This window comes from Rahnella aquatilis CIP 78.65 = ATCC 33071, from assembly GCF_000241955.1.
GTDB lineage: Bacteria > Pseudomonadota > Gammaproteobacteria > Enterobacterales > Enterobacteriaceae > Rahnella > Rahnella aquatilis.
Map to the genome: position 1 here is coordinate 2,582,715 of NC_016818.1, position 17,268 is coordinate 2,599,982.

14 protein-coding genes are annotated in these 17,268 nt (G+C 56.6%); 8 read left to right on the forward strand and 6 right to left on the reverse strand.

The window, feature by feature from the left end:
• The first annotated feature begins 148 nt into the window (after positions 1-148).
• Positions 149-1,660 (forward strand): anion permease, encoded by a 1,512-nt coding sequence (locus RAHAQ2_RS11690; RefSeq protein WP_015697430.1) that lies wholly within the window; start codon positions 149-151, stop codon positions 1,658-1,660.
• A gap of 85 nt (positions 1,661-1,745) precedes the next feature.
• Here the strand turns inward: RAHAQ2_RS11690 and RAHAQ2_RS11695 are convergent, their stop codons facing one another.
• Entirely contained in the window at positions 1,746-2,411 is a 666-nt protein-coding gene (locus RAHAQ2_RS11695) for a GntR family transcriptional regulator (RefSeq protein WP_015697431.1), read from the reverse strand.
• A gap of 187 nt (positions 2,412-2,598) precedes the next feature.
• Between RAHAQ2_RS11695 and RAHAQ2_RS11700 the strand changes: the two genes are divergently transcribed.
• The 7 genes from RAHAQ2_RS11700 to RAHAQ2_RS11730 all read left to right on the forward strand — a co-directional run bounded on the left by RAHAQ2_RS11700 (position 2,599) and on the right by RAHAQ2_RS11730 (position 10,138).
• Positions 2,599-4,092, forward strand: coding sequence for an ABC transporter substrate-binding protein (locus RAHAQ2_RS11700; protein WP_015697432.1), 1,494 nt, complete (start codon positions 2,599-2,601; stop codon positions 4,090-4,092).
• Positions 4,089-4,934 (forward strand): ABC transporter permease, encoded by an 846-nt coding sequence (locus tag RAHAQ2_RS11705; protein ID WP_015697433.1) that lies wholly within the window; start codon positions 4,089-4,091, stop codon positions 4,932-4,934. The genes RAHAQ2_RS11700 and RAHAQ2_RS11705 overlap by 4 nt, the downstream gene beginning before the upstream one ends.
• Before the next feature lies 1 nt (position 4,935).
• A complete protein-coding gene (locus RAHAQ2_RS11710; protein WP_015697434.1) occupies positions 4,936-5,850 on the forward strand; it encodes an ABC transporter permease in 915 nt (304 codons plus the stop codon).
• Entirely contained in the window at positions 5,847-7,229 is a 1,383-nt protein-coding gene (locus RAHAQ2_RS11715) for a M20 family metallopeptidase (protein ID WP_015697435.1), read from the forward strand. The genes RAHAQ2_RS11710 and RAHAQ2_RS11715 overlap by 4 nt, the downstream gene beginning before the upstream one ends.
• Before the next feature lie 63 nt (positions 7,230-7,292).
• Positions 7,293-8,291, forward strand: coding sequence for a 1-aminocyclopropane-1-carboxylate deaminase/D-cysteine desulfhydrase (locus tag RAHAQ2_RS11720; RefSeq protein ID WP_037039437.1), 999 nt, complete (start codon positions 7,293-7,295; stop codon positions 8,289-8,291).
• 1 nt (position 8,292) lies between these two features.
• Entirely contained in the window at positions 8,293-9,291 is a 999-nt protein-coding gene (locus tag RAHAQ2_RS11725; protein WP_015697437.1) for an ornithine cyclodeaminase, read from the forward strand.
• Entirely contained in the window at positions 9,284-10,138 is an 855-nt protein-coding gene (locus tag RAHAQ2_RS11730) for a sulfurtransferase (protein WP_015697438.1), read from the forward strand. The genes RAHAQ2_RS11725 and RAHAQ2_RS11730 overlap by 8 nt, the downstream gene beginning before the upstream one ends.
• Here the strand turns inward: RAHAQ2_RS11730 and RAHAQ2_RS11735 are convergent.
• The 5 genes from RAHAQ2_RS11735 to RAHAQ2_RS11755 form a co-directional block, all read right to left on the reverse strand.
• A complete protein-coding gene (locus RAHAQ2_RS11735; RefSeq protein ID WP_015697439.1) occupies positions 10,135-11,763 on the reverse strand; it encodes a dipeptide ABC transporter ATP-binding protein in 1,629 nt (542 codons plus the stop codon). The two genes, RAHAQ2_RS11730 and RAHAQ2_RS11735, sit on opposite strands and share 4 nt — an antisense overlap.
• A gap of 218 nt (positions 11,764-11,981) precedes the next feature.
• Positions 11,982-12,917: an arabinose operon transcriptional regulator AraC gene (araC, locus tag RAHAQ2_RS11740; RefSeq protein ID WP_013575456.1), complete on the reverse strand. Its 936-nt coding sequence runs from the start codon at positions 12,915-12,917 to the stop codon at positions 11,982-11,984.
• A gap of 176 nt (positions 12,918-13,093) precedes the next feature.
• Positions 13,094-14,098: an L-arabinose ABC transporter permease AraH gene (gene araH / locus RAHAQ2_RS11745; RefSeq protein WP_013575455.1), complete on the reverse strand. Its 1,005-nt coding sequence runs from the start codon at positions 14,096-14,098 to the stop codon at positions 13,094-13,096.
• An 18-nt stretch (positions 14,099-14,116) separates the two neighbouring features.
• The gene (araG, locus tag RAHAQ2_RS11750) at positions 14,117-15,703 is read right to left on the reverse strand and encodes an L-arabinose ABC transporter ATP-binding protein AraG (protein WP_015697440.1); all 1,587 of its coding nucleotides are present in this window, start codon (positions 15,701-15,703) and stop codon (positions 14,117-14,119) included.
• A 248-nt stretch (positions 15,704-15,951) separates the two neighbouring features.
• Positions 15,952-16,938 carry an arabinose ABC transporter substrate-binding protein gene (locus RAHAQ2_RS11755; protein WP_015697441.1) on the reverse strand — a complete coding sequence of 329 codons (987 nt, stop codon included), beginning with the start codon at positions 16,936-16,938 and terminating at the stop codon, positions 15,952-15,954.
• Positions 16,939-17,268 lie beyond the last annotated feature (330 nt).

Genomic DNA, 17,268 nt, shown 5'->3' on the forward strand with positions numbered 1-17,268 from the left:
ATTAATTTCGTCCCAAAGGATCCACCATCATTACGTACCGCTTAACACATTTCAGATCGAAAGAATAATTAATGGTTTTCCGAATCAGAACACCATCACTGATAACCCTGGCGTAACGCTCACTCTCAATTACGGGCAGACAAAATTTATGAAACCCACATCCACATTGAATGCTCCCGGCCAGGCCGAACCGGCCGCCGGGGGACTCAAAAAACGTCTGATTATGCTGTTCCTGCCGGTACTGGTGGCGGTGCTTTTACTGCTGACCCCGGTCCCTGCCGGGCTTGAACCCTATGCATGGCATTTCTTCGCCATCTTTGTCGGCGTGATTGTCGGCCTGATTTTCGAACCCTTACCCGGCGCCGTGATTGGCCTGACCGGCGTGGTGGTGATCGCCGTGTTCAGCCAGTGGCTGTTATTCAGCCCGGCTGAAATCGCCAACCCGAAATTTAAAATGCCCGCCGAGGCGTTCAAATGGGCGGTGAGCGGCTTCGGCAACTCGACAGTCTGGCTTATTTTTGGCGCGTTTATGTTTGCCGCCGGATATGACAAAACGCAGTTTGGTCGCCGTCTGGCGCTGATCCTGGTGAAATATCTCGGTCGCCGCAGCCTGACGTTAGGGTACGCCATTACCTTTGCGGATCTGCTGCTCGCACCTTTTACGCCGTCCAACACCGCACGCAGCGGCGGAACCATTTATCCGATTATCGCCAACCTGCCGCCGTTATACGGCTCCAAACCGAATGACCCGAGTGCGCGCAAAATCGGTTCTTACCTGATGTGGGTGGCGATCACCGCAGCCTGTATCACCAGTTCGATGTTCCTGTCGGCACTGGCGCCGAATCTGCTGGCGCTGGCGTTAGTCAAAAGTATCACCGGCTTTACGATTTCCTGGGGCATGTGGTTCCTGGCGTTCCTGCCACTGGGGGTGCTGCTGATCCTGACCATGCCGCTGCTGGCATACTGGTTCTATCCGCCGGAAGTGAAGATTAATGATGAGGTGCCGCGCTGGGCGACCAACGAACTCGAGAAGTTGGGCAAGCTGTCGCGTAACGAAATCCTGCTGCTGATATTTGTGTGTTCTGCGCTGCTGATGTGGATTTTTGCCGCTGCGTGGATTGAACCCGCGCTGGCGGCGTTGCTGGTCGTGGTGCTGATGCTGTGGACCGGCGTACTGAACTGGAACGATATCACCAGTAATAAACCGGCCTGGAACACCTTTGCGTGGTTTGCCACTCTGGTGGCGCTGGCGGACGGCCTTGCCCGCGTCGGTTTTATTGCCTGGCTGGGTAAAGAAGGCGGTCAGTTACTCAACGGATTCGACCCGCAGGTCGCCGCCGTGATGCTGCTGATTGCGTTCTTTCTGCTGCACTATCTTTTCGCCAGTACCACGGCGCACACCACCGCGTTGTTACCGGCGATGCTGACGATTGCGGCGGCCATTCCGGGCATCAACATGCCGGTTTACTGCCTGATGATGGTGACCTCGCTGGGTGTGATGGGGATTATCACCCCGTACGGCACCGGCCCCAGCCCGATTTATTACGGCAGCGGCTATCTGCCGACCAAAGATTACTGGCGTCTGGGCACTATCTTTGGGGCGATTTTCCTCGGCAGCATGATGCTGATTGCCTATCCGTGGATGGTGCTGATGTTCTGATGCCTTACCCTGCCAGACTGCGCCTTGCAGTCTGGCAACCCTTGCTTAATCTCTGCAACTGCCCGTCATTTCTGAAGAAAGCCCGTCATTCCTGAAGAAAATAGTGCTTACCGAGAATGGCCGCGCCGTCATCAATCGATTTGTGGATAAGCTTCACACAGCGTTTTGCGTCGCCCGCTTCCAGCGCCAGTAACAGCTGATCATAATTGTGCTGGCCCTGCGCCATATGCGGCGACTGCGGATAAAGGTAGTTAAAGCACGGGCCAATCTGCACCCACAACTGCTCAATCAGCGCAGTCAGCGTGGGCATCGCGGCCATTTCATACAGCGTGAAACGAAACTCCCGGTTAGCCTCTAACGCGTCCTCAACGTTATTTTCCACTTTTGCCGCCATAAATCTGGCATTCAGCGTTTTCAGCAAGGCGAGGTGTTGCGCCGTGATCTGCCCGCAGGCTTGCGACACGGCCAGGCCTTCAAGATTTTTGCGGATAAGCGTGATTTCCTGATACCGCGCCAGCGCAATTTTAGGCACCAGAAAAGCCTGTGCCGGGGTGGCATCAAGCGCACCCGCCGACACCAGACGCAGCAACGCTTCGCGCACCGGCGTCACACTGGTACCCAGTTTTTCAGCAATTTCCTTGGTTACCAGCCGCGCGCCCGGTTTGAGTCCGCCGACAATTAATGCCCCTTTCAGTCTGGCTTCCACCTGCATGGTGAGGCTGACACGCTGCGCTTTTTCCATCTCGAACATGTGACGTTTTCCTTTAGCAAAATAATGGCTTTTCTTTTGCGGTTTAATCCGTAGCTTGCCAAAAATACATTATATAGGATATATCATGTATTGAGGAATTGAATAATGATTGACCGTTTTTGTGACGCACCACCTTCACGTTAATTCCGTCAACGCTTCTGGCGGCTTCACTTTGGGAATGACCGTAATGAGAATATCTGCCTTCAAACTGGCTTCACTTGCCCTGCTTATCAGCCTGACCACACCGGCTGTTTTCGCCTCTGAACTGGTGATCGCCCAACCGGCTTCCGCCACGGCAATGGATCCGGGCTTCCTGAAAGAGTCTGCCACGCTGGTGGATAACCTCTTCGATACGCTGGTGCTGCGCGATGCCAATATGCAGTTGCAACCGGGGCTGGCGACAAGCTGGAAATCACTGGATGATACCACCTGGGAGTTCACCCTGCGTCAGGGTGTGAAGTTCAGCGATGGTGAACCGGTCAATGCGCAGGCGGTGAAATTCTCTATCGACCGGATCCTGGATCCTGCCAGTCACGCGCCGACCATTTCGTATATCCGCACCATCAAATCCGTGGAAGTTACCGGCGATTATCAGGTGAAAATCCACACCACCGGCCCCGACCCGCTGCTGCCCACCCGCATGAGCCGCTACCCGACCTATATTGTGCCACCGGCGTATGTCACCAAAGTCGGTGCCGCTGAATTTGCCCGCAAACCGGTGGGTTCCGGTGCCTATATCCTCACCGCCTTTATTCCCGATGAAAAAGTGGTGATGCAGGCCAATCCGGATTACTGGCGCGGAAAACCCGCTATCGATACCGTGACCTGGCGTCCGGTCCCGGAAGCCACCGGGCGCATAACCGCCCTGCTGACCGGCGAAGTACAACTGGTTGACGGCGTACCGGCCGATCTGGTTCCGGCACTGAAAAACAAACCGGGGGTGCATCTTGAGCAGGTAAAAAATGGCGGACTGACTATTTATCTCGGACTGAAGAACGACCAGAAACCGCTGAACGATGTGCGCGTCCGTCAGGCGCTATCGCTGGCGCTGAACCGCGCGGCCTATACCCGCGATTTACTGCACGGTTTTGGCACGCCGACCGGCACCATGGCCGGACCGAAAGATTTTGGCTATGAGGCGATCCCCGCACCGGCGCAGGACATCGCCAAAGCCAAAGCGCTACTGGCAGAAGCGGGCTATCCGCAAGGCTTCACCCTGCGCTTTCAGGCACCCCGCCGTTATATTGCCAGCGCAGACGTCGCCCAGGCGATTGTGCAGGATCTGGCGGCTATCGGCGTGAAAGCGCAACTCGAAGTACCGGAATGGTCGGTCTATACCCAGCAGGTGGCGGCGCAGAAACAGGCACCGATGTACATGCTGGCGTGGGGATCAACGCAGACGCTGGATGCCGATGCCGCGCTTTATCCGATACTGCACTCCGGCGAACCGTATTCCACGGTGAATTCGCCTGAACTGGATGCCCTGCTCAACAGCAGTCGCACCACGGTCGACCCGGCCAGACGGGAGAAAATTTTGCAGCAAATACAGCAGGTTGTTGCACAGCAGCAGCCGCTTATTCCGCTTTACAAAGAAGATTCCCTGTATGCCAGCGTCGATAACGTGGCCTTCACCGGCCGTGCCGATTCGCGCATTCCGCTGTTTGACCTGAGGATGAAATGATTTCACTGCGTACAACCCTGCAAAGGAAACCCCGCCGCCGGTTTTATGGTGACGGGATCCTTGGCGGACTGTTGCTGTTGCTGGTGATTGTCCCGGCGCTCCTGGCGCCGTGGCTGCCCCTGCCGGATCCGCTGACCAACGATCTGGCAGCGGCCTTTTCGCCACCGGGCGGTCATCATCTGCTGGGCACCGATCAGCTGGGGCGTGATTTGCTGTCACGGATTTTATCAGGTACGCGGCTTTCGCTGATGGTGGTATTGCTGGCGGCAGTGATTGCGGCGGTCATGGGCTCGGCACTGGGCATGATTGCCGGTTATACCGGCGGCTGGCTCGACGCGCTGATTATGCGCCTGATGGACATTCAGCTGGCGGTGCCGTTTATCCTGCTGATCCTGCTGGTGATGGCGCTGTTCGGCGCGTCGATGACCAATATCATTGTGATCATGGGCGTGACCAGTTGGGCGATTTATGCCCGTGTCGCCCGCGCTAAAACGCTGGAAATCCGCGAGCTGGAATTTATCGAGTCGGTCAAAGCCATGGGATTTTCCACCCCGCGCATTTTGCTGCGCCATATCTTGCCTAATCTGATGACCCCGCTGATCGTGCTGCTGACGCTGGATATTCCGCGTCTGATCGTGCTGGAAGCCTCGATTGGTTTTCTCGGCATGGGCATTCAGCCGCCAACGCCGACGCTCGGCAATCTGATCGGCGAAGGCCGTTCTTACATGCTCCTTGCACAATGGCTGGTGCTGTATCCGGGGCTGGTGATTGCGGCGCTGGTGATTGGCTGCAACCTGCTCGGCGACAGCCTGTTGCGTAAAACCCACACGAGGCTCGACTGATATGCTGCGTTATATTTTGCAACGCCTCGGGCAGTCAGTGCTGGTGATGTTTGGCGTATCGCTGCTGATTTTTTACAGCCTGCACCTGACCGGTGACCCGGCGGCGGTAATGATGCCGCCGGGTTCCAGCCAGCAGGAAATTGACAATTTCCGCCACAGCATGGGCTTTGACCGCTCGCTGACGTGGCAGTACTGGCATTATCTGACCGGTGTTTTACAGGGCGATCTCGGCGAATCGCTGCGCTACAGTCAGCCGGTCACTGAACTGATTGGTCAGCGCGTTCCCGCCACCCTGCTGCTGGCTATTACCGCGTTACTCTGGAGCACTGTCGCCGGTTTGCTGCTCGGCATCGTCAGTGCGTTATATCAGAACTCGCTGTGGGATCTGGTCTCGCGCCTGCTGGCCTTCAGCGGTCAGGCGGTGCCGGTTTTCTGGCTTGGCCTGCTGCTGATTATCGCCTTCAGCCTGAACCTGCGCTGGCTGCCGTCCGGCGGTTATGGCAGCGCCGCTCAGCTGGTGATGCCTGCCATCAGCCTCGGTGCGTATTACATGAGCGCCATTGCGCGACTGATCCGCGCCAGCCTGATTGACGTGCTGCAACAAGATTACATTCGCACCGCCCGCGCCAAGGGGCTGAGCCGCTGGCGGATTGTGGTTCGCCACGGTTTACGCAATGCGCTGATCCCGGTGATTACGGTGCAGGGCATGTATTTTGCCTCGCTGCTTGGCGGGGCGCTGGTGACGGAAATCATTTTTGCCTGGCCGGGTATTGGCCGCCTCGCCGTTCAGGCGATCCAGAACCGCGATTTCCCGCTGGTACAGGCCATTGTGCTGCTCGCCGCGCTGGTGTTTGTCGGCATCAACCTGATTATCGATTTGCTCTATGTGGTACTCAATCCGAGGATCCGCCTGTGACACGTTCCATTTCCCCCTCACTGCAAGCGACGCTCGATTTACTCAAGGCGATGACGCCGTTTGCCAGTGTGTCCGGCCAGCTCAGCCAGCAGCGCGAACTGGCGCAATGGCTGGAAGACTGGATCCGCCAGCAACTGAACGGCGTGCCGGTGTTGCCGGTCAGCCTGCAAAACGACGAAAACACCCCGCCGCTGGTACATATGCGCATTGAGCGTCAGGCGGCGAAAACGCTGGTGCTGTACAACATGTACGACGTGATGCCTGCCGTGGATGAAGGCTGGGAATTCCCGCCCTTCACCGGCGGCATTAGCGAATGGCCAGGTACCGGCGCGGTGTATATCGCACGCGGCGCGGAGAATAACAAAGGGCCGCTGGCAGGTATGCTGATGGCAGTGAAAGCGCTATGCGACGCGGGCGGGCCGGACGTTAATCTCGAGATCATTCTCGAAGGCGAAGAAGAAACGGGCAGCGGCCGCCTGCGCCGTTATCTGGCGCAGGAACCTTGTCCGGTGCCGTCCGCCGGTGCGGTGTTTTTCCCTTCGCTGTGTGAATACGGCGGCGGCGAACCGCGCGTATATCTCGGTTTCAGCGGGCTGAGCGGCGGCCGTTTACGGGTCAGCGGCGGCGCATGGGGCGGCCCTCACACGGCAATCCACGCCAGTAACGCCAACTGGATTGCCAGCCCCGTCTGGCGGCTGGTTCATGCCCTTCATGCCATTGCACCCGCTGAAAACAGCGGCGTCATCACCCGTCAGCCCGTCGATGAACCGGCAAATCAGCTGCTGCATACGCTGGCGGAACAGTTCAGCATCCGTGATGAACTGCGTTTTCGCCGCAGCGAAACCCTGTCGGTCAGCGGCGATACGCTGGAATGCCTGCAACAACTGATTAACGGCGCGGTGCTTAACATTTCAGAAATCCGCAGTGACCCGCAGCAGGCGCGGGGCGTGATCCCGCACAGCGCCAGCGCGGAACTTGCGCTGCGCGTGCCGCCGGGCATTGACGGTGAAAACCTGCTGGCGGCGATGCGTCAGACGCTCAGCCGACCGGAATTCGGCGGCGTGGAACTTGAACTGGACGACAGTTACCCCGGCCACCGCTTTCCGCGCAACAGCCCCGGTGTCGATGCCCTGCTTGCCAGCTATCAGGCACAGGGCGCGCAACCGCAGGTCTGGCCGTGGGCACCCGGCTGCGCACCGGCGTATACCTTTGCCCGCATCGCACCGGCTTTTCTGATTGGCGGCCTCGGCCACGGCGGCAATGCCCACGGCGTGAATGAATTTGTCACCCTGCGCGGGCTGGAACGCTTTCAGCAATCTGTCACCGACTGGATCCGTTTTTACACCCGCGACACCCCTTTTTCTGCCTTGCCGGCATAATCCGGCGGGGCTTTGCGTCAACATCCGGGAATGTTTTAAAAGATAATCACCAGGAAAATTATGATGAAACAAGCAGATGATTTTGAACGTGTTTCACTGGGATTCTTCCCCACGCCGCTCGAACGCCTGACCACACTTGGCGATTCACTGGGCATCACGCTGGATATCAAACGTGATGATTACACCGGTTTTGGCGGAGGCGGAAACAAAGTCCGCAAGCTGGAATATCTGATGGCCGACGCCTGCCGCAAACAGGTCAATGTGGTGATTACCACCGGCGGACATCAGTCAAACCATGCGCGGATGGTGGCGGCGGCGGCGCGTAAGTTCGGCATGAAACCGGTGCTGGTGCTGCGCGGCCATCAGCCGGAAACCTATCAGGGCAATCTTCTGCTCGATAAGCTGTTCGGCGCGGAACTGGAGTTTCTCGACCCCGACGGCTATTTCACCCAGATTGAAGGGGCGATGAACGCCCATGCAGACGCCGCACAGGCGCGCGGTGAAAAGGCGCTGATTATCCCGCTCGGCGGTGCCACCCCGCTCGGTGCGCTGGGTTATGTGCGCGCCATCGAAGAAATGGACGCCCAGCTTAAAGCACGTCATCAGTTGCCGCCGGAGGTGATTGTCGCCCCGACCGGTTCCGGCGGCACGCTGGCCGGGCTGTACGTGGGTGCGCGTAAATACTGGCCGGACACCAAAATCGTTGGCATCAGCGTCAGTGCCAAAGCGCAATGGTTCCAGGCACGTATTTCCGCCATGGCGCAGGATTGCGCCGACTTGCTGGAATGGCCGCAAAACTGGACGCCGGAAGATATCTGGATTGAAGACGACTTCGTCGGCACCGCGTATGGCGTGCCGTCTGACGGCGGCATTGACGCCATCTACCGTGTCGCACAGGCCGAAGGTTTGCTGCTGGATCCGGTCTACACCGGCAAAGCCATGCACGGGCTGATCAGTCTGGTGGAGCAAGGAAAAATCAGTGCCGGTTCCCGGGTGATTTTCGTCCACTGCGGCGGCTCACCGGCGCTGTATCCTTTTGCGCAGACTTTGCTGGAGCACTGAGATGACGCAGGGTTTCCGCTATCTGAATCAGCAGGATGTCATGGCGCTCGGCGGTACGCAGGCGCAGGCCGCGCTGGATGATGTGCGTGACGTTGTCACATTAATGCGCCAGCAACAGGCGCAAATGCCGCCGGAAACCCACATCAGTCTCGCCGGTGCGCGGGGAAAAGCCTACGCGCTGCCCGCCTGCGTGGGGGGCCGTTTTAATGCCGCCGGGGTGAAATGGACGGCACATCGACCCGATGCGCACGACGGCCTGCCGCAGGCGATGGCGATGACGCTGATTAACCGCGCAGACAGCGGTCTGCCGCTCGGGCTGGTGGAAAGCGCCGCCCTGACCGCCACCCGCACCGCTGCCGTCTCGGCGCTGGCGTTACGTCATGCCGCACCGCGTCCGGTACGGCGCGTTCTGCTGCTCGGCACCGGCGTGCAGGCCACGGCGCATCTCGACATGCTGCGCCAGCTTTTTCCGGATCTGCAACAGGTTAGCTGGTGGAGCCGCAGTACATCTGCTTTTGCCCCAGACAGCGAAAACCTGCCATGGCCGCTGGTCAGGATCACCGGTTTACAGCACGCCTGCGCACAAGATATTGACGCCATCATCACCTGCACCAGCGCCGCAGAACCGCTGCTGGGCACGGAGGCAATCCGTCCCGGAAGGCTGATTATTCAGGTGGGTTATCACGAAGTCACGTTCGAAGCGATTGCCCGCGCCACGCGGGTGGTGGTCGATTTGTGGGGAGATTTCTGCGAAACCAGCGCCAAAAGTCTTTTTCAGATGTACCGCGCCGGACAGTTTTCGCCGGACCGCGTGGATGCCGATTTAAGCCATCTGCTGCTCGATGGCTGGCGGCCTGCACCGGATGACAGCGTGTATTTCTCCTCGTTTGGCCTCAACGTTTTCGACATCGCCCTGGCGGCACGCGTGCTGGCACTCGCACAGCAACAGAACACCGGCACGTTGTTACCGCTTTTTCCGGAGTCATTTTATCTTGACTGATTATTCTGCTTTATCCCTGCCGCACATTATTATCAGCGCCGCCGAACTGCCTGAACGCCACAAAAATGGCGAACAGTTTGCGCTGATTGATGTCCGTGAAATCGCTCAGTGGCGGGCCGCAACCCTGCCGGGCGCGCATCATCTGAATGTTTATGATTACTTTATTCCCGACAGCACGGAAGCCGGGATCAACAGCCTGCTCAATGCCTTTCAGCGTGCCTGGGCGTCGCTGAATATCAGTGACAACGTCACGCCGGTTTTCTTTGAACAACAGGTCGGTATGCGCTCCCCGCGCGGTGCATGGTTTGCGCTGTGCGGCGGTATCCGTCAGCCGCTGGTGCTCGATGGCGGGCTGGATGCCTGGCAACGCGCAGGCGGCGAGCTCATGCCGGGAACCGGCCACAGCGCGGTAATAAGCGCAGAAAATCCGGATTACCGTGCGGCCAACCCACAAGGCAACACCCTGACGGCTACGCGGGCGGAAGTGCTGGCGGCGCAGGCGTCGGGCGCACAGATTCTGGATGCCCGGCGTCCGACCGAATTCAGCGGTGAATTTGCGCATGAATGCTGCCACCGGGCAGGAAGAATTCCCGGTGCAAGTTTGCTGTTCTGGGAGGATGTGGTGCATAACGGCGCGTTTCGGGATGCCACAGAAATCCGCCATCGCGCGGAAAAAGCCGGACTGCACCCCGACCGGCGGGTGATTATTTATTGTCACCGCGGCGCACGCGCCGCCACGGTATTCACCGCCTTACAGCTGGCAGGTTACCGGCAACTGGCCATTTATGTCGGTTCCTGGCATGAATGGGCAGAGCATTCTGAACTGCCCCTGCTGACGGGTTTTTAACTGACATTGCGCAGTTGCAGCGCCTGCCTGATATCCGGCGCTGCCGCCAGTAAGGTTTGCGTATACGTGTGCTGCGGCGCGCCCAGCACCTGTGCGGTAAGCCCGCTTTCCACAATATTGCCGTGATAAAGCACCACAACCCGGTCACACACCTGTTTTACCGCAGCGAGATCATGGCTGATAAACAGCACGGTCAGGCCGAGTCGCTGACGGAGTTCATCCAGCAACGTCAGGATCTGCCCGCGCACCGAGAGATCTAACGCCGACACCGCTTCATCCGCCACCAGCAGTTCCGGTTCTAACGCCAGCGCACGGGCAATCGCCACGCGCTGACGCTGACCGCCGGAAAATGCGCCGGGCAACCGGCTGGCGTGGTGAGCTTCCAGCCCTACCAGTTTCAGTAATTCCTCTACCCGCGCCTGAATCTGTCCGGCAGGACGCAATTTCCAGACACGAAGCGGCTCAGCAATTTGCTCACCGATGGTCATTTTAGGGTTCAGACTGGCGTAAGGATCCTGAAAGATTATCTGCGCCCGGCGGCGCATTTTCTGCCGCGTGGCATGACTGGCGCGGGTCAGGGAAACGCCGTCAAACTCAATATCACCGCTGTCAGTTTCCGTCAGGCCAATGATCGCCCGCCCCAGCGTGGTTTTCCCCGAACCGGATTCGCCGATAAGCCCCAGAATTTCGCCGCGGCGGATCTCCAGCGACGTCGGGTAAAGCACCGTTTGCCGCTTTGCCGGTACGAACGGCAGGCGCTGCGCCTGCGGGTAGCTTTTGGTCAGTTCATGCAAACGCACCAGCGGCGATATCGCGCTGATTTCTGCGCTGACCGGACGCGGTTCAGGCTGGGAAGCGGCAATCAGTTTGCGGGTGTAAGGCTCCTGCGGATCGGTCAGCAGTGTTGCCACCGGCCCTTCTTCCACCAGGCTCCCCTGATGCATCACGTAAGCACGGTCAGCGTAACGCGCCACCACGCTCAGGTCATGGGTGATCAGCAGCACGCCCATCTGCATTTCCTGCTGTAATTCCAGCAACAACGCCAGAATCTGCGCCTGAATGGTGACATCCAGCGCGGTGGTCGGCTCATCGGCAATCAGCAACGAAGGCTTACAACTGATGGCGCTGGCGATCATGACCCGCTGGCGCATGCCGCCGGAAAGCTGATGGATATACTGGTTCGCCCGTTGCTGCGGATTCTGGATACCGACGCGATCCAGCAAAGCGATGGCCTCACGGTGCGCCTGTTTCCAGCCCGATCCCTGATGACGCACCAGCACTTCGGCTATCTGTTCACCGACTTTCAGCACCGGATTCATACTGGTCATCGGTTCCTGAAAAATCATCGCCAGCCGTTGACCCCGCGCAGAGGCATCAAACGCCCCCTGCGGGCTGGCAATGGATTTACCGGTCAGCCAGATTTCCCCGCCCGTCATACTCACACCCGGCGGCAGCAATCCCATCAGCGCCAGCGAACTCAGCGTTTTACCGGAACCGGACTCCCCCACCAGCGCCACCATTTCGCGGCGATTCACCTGCAGGGAAAGTGATTTCACCAGCGGTAATCCGGCATCGGTATGAATGGCGAGGTGGCGAACGTCGAGCAAAGGTCTGGCAGTCGTCATGGCGGTGATCCGGCGAAGAATTAAGCATTGAGAATATATCGTATATTCTCAGGCGACAACCGTAAAGACAGCCCGCCGATAGATTAATTTCTGCTAATTAAACCGGTAATAAATACATGCGCACACTGTTCTGCCCGCTTTTGGCGCGGAGTATTACTTTCTCTGCATGAAAAATTTAACCTTAACGCCGCCCTTTTGCAGCGGCCAACTCTGCAAACTCAAAAATGATACGCCACCGCATTTTCATGCTCCGGCCACGGATGTGATTTATACGGCTTGGCCGGATAGTTAATCTCGACACTCCGGCGGCGGAAATCACTCGGGCTTACCCCAACCCGCTTGCGGAATACCCGCGAGAAATACAACTGATCGTCATATCCCACCACGCGGCCAATCGTCGCGATGGATTCCTGCGTGGTCTGTAATAACAGTTTGGCACGGATCACCCGCTGATCTTCGCGCCAGCGCAGGATATTGATCCCGACCTGTTCGCGGAATAAATGCGCCAGCCGCGATGGGGAAAGGCAAACATGACGGGCGACTTCATCGATACGCAGTTCACCCGCCAGATTGCCGGTGATAAACTGGCAGGCTTCGATGACACGCGGATCCATAATTTTTTGCGGACTTTGCGGATCTTCTTCCATGGCGCGCAGCAAGAGACGCTCCAGCAGATTCATCCCCAGCTCTTCGCAAAAACGTCGCCCCGATTTTTGTGTTTGTTCGATGTTGGCAAACAGACGGTCAAACTCCAGCAACAAGGTGTTATTCGGCAAAGAAAGACGACCGACATCGCGGGTTTTGGTGTGCCATTCCAGCCAGTCTGCCCAGTAGGCACGCGGGCGGAAATACACCCAGCGGTGATACCAGGAATCGGCGTTGGCAGAACGGCTGTAAAGATGACGGGCTTTCGGCGGGAATAACAGCAAATCGCCGGGATTGCAGTAGAACGTGTCTTCGCCGTCGAAGACTTTACCCTGCCCCTTCACTGTCAGATTAAGAATGTAGCCTTTCATCCCGCCCGGCCGGTCGATGGCGAAATCCAGTGGCCCGTCAGCAAGGATAGGTGTCATACCGGCGACCAGATAGGCATTGAAACTGTAACCCGGTAACAGCGGATTTTGCTGTTGATCCTGAATCATACGGTGATACATCGAACCTCCTGAAACTTCACGTGGCTATGGACTTTTCATCTATTCTAATCGGCAGTGAAAACGCTGCCAGTAAAGGTTGCTAAATTGTGAACAACCACGCGTTTTTACGGCATTTAACCCGTAATAGCGTTAAATGCCGCGCGAGGATTGTGTGAAAGCGTTATCACAAAACCGGATTAAACGGTCTTTTTAGCTTTCTGTTTGTAACGGTCGAAGATCACCGCCGCCAGCAGGATCAAACCACGTACCACATACTGCGAGAACGGAGAAATGTTCAGCAGGTTCATGGCATTTTCCACGGTACCCAGAATGAGGATCCCGGACACCACATAGGAAATTTTGCCGATGCCGCCTTTCAGGGAAACGCCACCCAGTACACAGGCAGAAATAACGATCAGCTCAAAGCCCAGTGAGGTCATCGGCTGACCGCTGGTCATACGTGACGCCAGAATGATGCCCGCCGCCGCTGACACCAGCCCGGACAGCACGAAGATGATAATTTTCGTACGCACCACCGGCACACCCGCCAGACGCGCCGCATCTTCATTACCCCCAATCGCCAGCGTGTTACGCCCGAAGGTGGTTTTGTTCAGCAACAGACCGAAGATGATCAGACAGCCGACCGTCAGCCAGATTGGCGCAGGCAGCCCCAGCCAGTTGGCGTAACCGAGGGTGAAGAAACGTTCGTCTTCGATGCCCACCGCTTTACCGTCAGAAATGATATACGCCAGACCGCGCACAATCTGCATGGTGGCAAGCGTGGTGATCAGCGCATTGATTTTCAGGCGGGCGATAACAAAACCGTTGAGCAAACCGGTCAGCATCCCGAGCAGTAAACCGGCAGCAACGCCAATCCACAGGCTTTCGGTCATATTGATAACCACGGCGGTGGTGACACCCGCACAGGCAATCACCGACGCAACTGACAGGTCGAAGTCACCGGAAGCCAGACAGAACAGCATCCCGCAGGCCACCATGCCGGACATCGAAATCGCCAGCCCCAGCCCTTTCATGTTGATGAAAGAACTGAAGTTTGGCACGAAAATGGTACAGGCGATAAACAGCACGGCGAACACCACTAACATGCCGTAACTGTCCCAGATACGCATCAGACCCTGGCCGCCGCGTGAGGCTGCTGAAGGTTGATCCGGTTTGGCTGAATTGGTTGTCATACTCGACATAATATTTTTGCTCCTCAGTCAGGCAGCGTCATGGGCAGAATCAAGAACAGGTGTTCGCAACATAGCGAGCCCCAGCGCTTTTTCTTCGGTGGCGTCGTCATGCAACAGTTCGCCGGAGATTGCGCCTTCGCGCATCACCACCACTCTGTCGGCCAGACCCAGCACTTCCGGTAAATCACTGGACGCAAACAGCACCGCAATACCCTGTTTTGCCAGTGAATAAATCACATTGTAGATTTCATGCTTGGCGCCAACGTCAATACCGCGCGTCGGTTCATCCAGCAAAATGACTTTCATGTCTTCCGACAACCAGCGGCCCAGAATGGCTTTTTGCTGATTGCCCCCCGAAAGGTTCATGATCAGCTGCTGGTCGCTGGGGGTTTTGATATTCAGCGCATCGATATGTTTACGCGCATTTTTCGCTTCCCAGGCATTGTTGATCAGGCACCCTGCTTTCACCGTTTTGCGACGGGCGCTGATGTTGATGTTGTCGCGCACCGAGTGCACAGGAATAATGCCGTCAGCTTTGCGGTCTTCCGGGCACAACATGATGCCCTGGCGGATCGCGTCTGCCGGTTTACGGATATTCAGTGCCACGCCGTCCAGCCGGACGGTGCCGCCGGTAATACGCGTGCCGCCGAATAATCCTTTCATCAGCTCACTGCGCCCTGCACCCACCAGCCCGAACAGGCCGACGATTTCGCCCTGACGCACCGTCAGGCTCACCGGGGTTCTCACGCCCGGTGCTTTTACCTCATCCAGTTCAAGGCGGATTTCGCCGTGCGGACGTGGCGCGTACCCGTAAATGTCATCAAGATTACGGCCAACCATCGCCTGTACCAGTTTGCTGTTATCCACCTGCGTCATGTCGTCGAAGGTACTAACGTAACGTCCGTCTTTGAAAACGGTGACAGCGTCACTTAATGCAAAAATTTCTTCCATACGGTGCGAGACATACAAAATTACGCGACCTTCAGCCCGTAACTCACGGATAACACGGAACAACTGTTCAATTTCGCGCGCAGAAAGCGAACTGGTAGGCTCGTCGAATGCAATGATTTTGGCATTGCGCGCCAGCGCCTTGGCAATTTCCACCATCTGCCACTGGCCGATGGAGAGATATTTCAGCGGCGTATCCGGGTCGATATCCAGGCCGAGATGTTCAAGCTGAAGTTTGGCTTCGTAGCGCAGCAATTTGCGGTTCACAAAACCGTGTTTGCTCGGCAACTGTCCGAGATAAATGTTCTCTGCCACCGTCATTTCCGGCACCAGATGTAATTCCTGATAAATGATCGCCACACCGGCATCGAGCGCATCCGTGGTATGGCTGAACGCGACCGGCTGGCCTTTGATGTGAATATGGCCCTGGGAAGGCTGATAATTCCCGCTGAGGATCTTCAGCAGCGTGGATTTCCCCGCCCCGTTTTCTCCCATCAGCGCATGAATTTGTCCGGCGTAACAATTGAATGAAATACCGTCCAGCGCTTTCACGCCCGGAAAAGTTTTGCCAATGTCATGGAATTCCAGATACGGCCTGGCCGCATCAAACTCCGTCAGTGACGGTGTCAGCAAAGGCGTCTTATTATCGAAAGATTGCTGAGTCATAGTGGCTACCTGGAAGTTGATTAAGTATGGATGCACGCCGCTGCACAGCAGAAAACAGTTCGTAAAACTTCCTGTCGTCCGCCATGCAGCAGCGTCTCTCCCCTTCATACTTCAAGTCGCAGATGCGTTGGCTACGCTTACTCACCCGAATCACTTACTTATGTAAGCTCATCGGGACTCGCTCACTTGCCGCCTTCCTGCAACTCGAATTATTTAGGGGTATTGCTTGTTTCAACCACATCTGAAGATCACATAAGACCTTTCTTCTTCAACTCTTCTTTGAAGTTATCGCGGGTAATCAGAACAACATCAGTCACTTCAGTAAATTTCGGTGGTTCAACGCCTTTGGTAACCCATTCATTCAGCATCTGGATACTTTTATAACCATGGATATCCGGGCTAGGTAACAGGGAACCGTAGAAACCGGTCTGGGCACTTTTTGACAACTCATTCACCGCATCCACACCGTTGATGCCGATACCGATGACGTTTGCCGCTTTAAAGCCCTGACCTTCTGTTGCACGTACGCCACCCAATACGGTGTTGTCGTTCATGCCGATGATCAGCCAGTTTTTCACTTCAGGATGTTGCACCAGCAGGGAGTTACCGGCATCGAGCGCACCCGGAATGTCGTTGGATTTGGTCGGGACTTTATAGATTTGTTTTTCCGGGAATCCGGCGGCTTTCAGCGCGTCCATTGAACCGGATGTGCGGCGGCGCGCGGTATCCAGCTCATCTGCGGTAATGGCCATGACGCCGGTATCAGCGACTTTCCAGCCACGCTTTTGCATTTCTTTGTACAGTTCCTGCCCCTGACGTTCGCCGATTTTGGTCGCGGCCATCATGACTAACGGCACTTCTTCCATCGGCTTGCCTTTGGCATTCACAAACTGGTCATCTACCTGGATGACTTTCATGTCATAGCTGCGCGCTTTCGCCATGATGGCAGGTCCGAGACGCGGATCCGGCGTACAGATGACAAAACCTTTCGCCCCGTTGGCCGCCAGGCTGTCGATTGCATTCAACGTTTTTTCACCATCCGGCACGGCGATTTTAATGACGTCGAAGTGGAGATCCTTACCGGCTTTATCTGCGAACCGCCATTCAGTCTGGAACCACGGCTCTTCCGGCTGTTTAACCAGGAATCCCAGCTTCGGATTCTCGGCTGCCATAGCTGAATGTGACATAAGGGCAGCTAACCCGACCGCCGCTAATGCCTTAGTGAATTTATGCATGATGTTCTCCGACTTTTATTGTTGTTTTTCACAATCGCAGTCTTACATCGGGTGGTTTACCGCAATCGTGAAAACGTTATCAGTAGCGTAAAGAAACAAAGTGAAAGTGCGGCGAAGTCCGGTTTTATAGAGGATTTACGTCACACTCTCTTGTAAGACGGGTTAAGTTTTAGCGGTAATTTTGCAACGGAATGTAGAGCGCTATCACACGGCGGGAAAACAGCAGGTTTGTGCATAGATATAGCGATTTTAGCCAAACGCTAACATTTGACCAACCTCACAGAAACATCATTGGGAGCAGATTTGTGCATACTTCCAGCTAACGCCTCC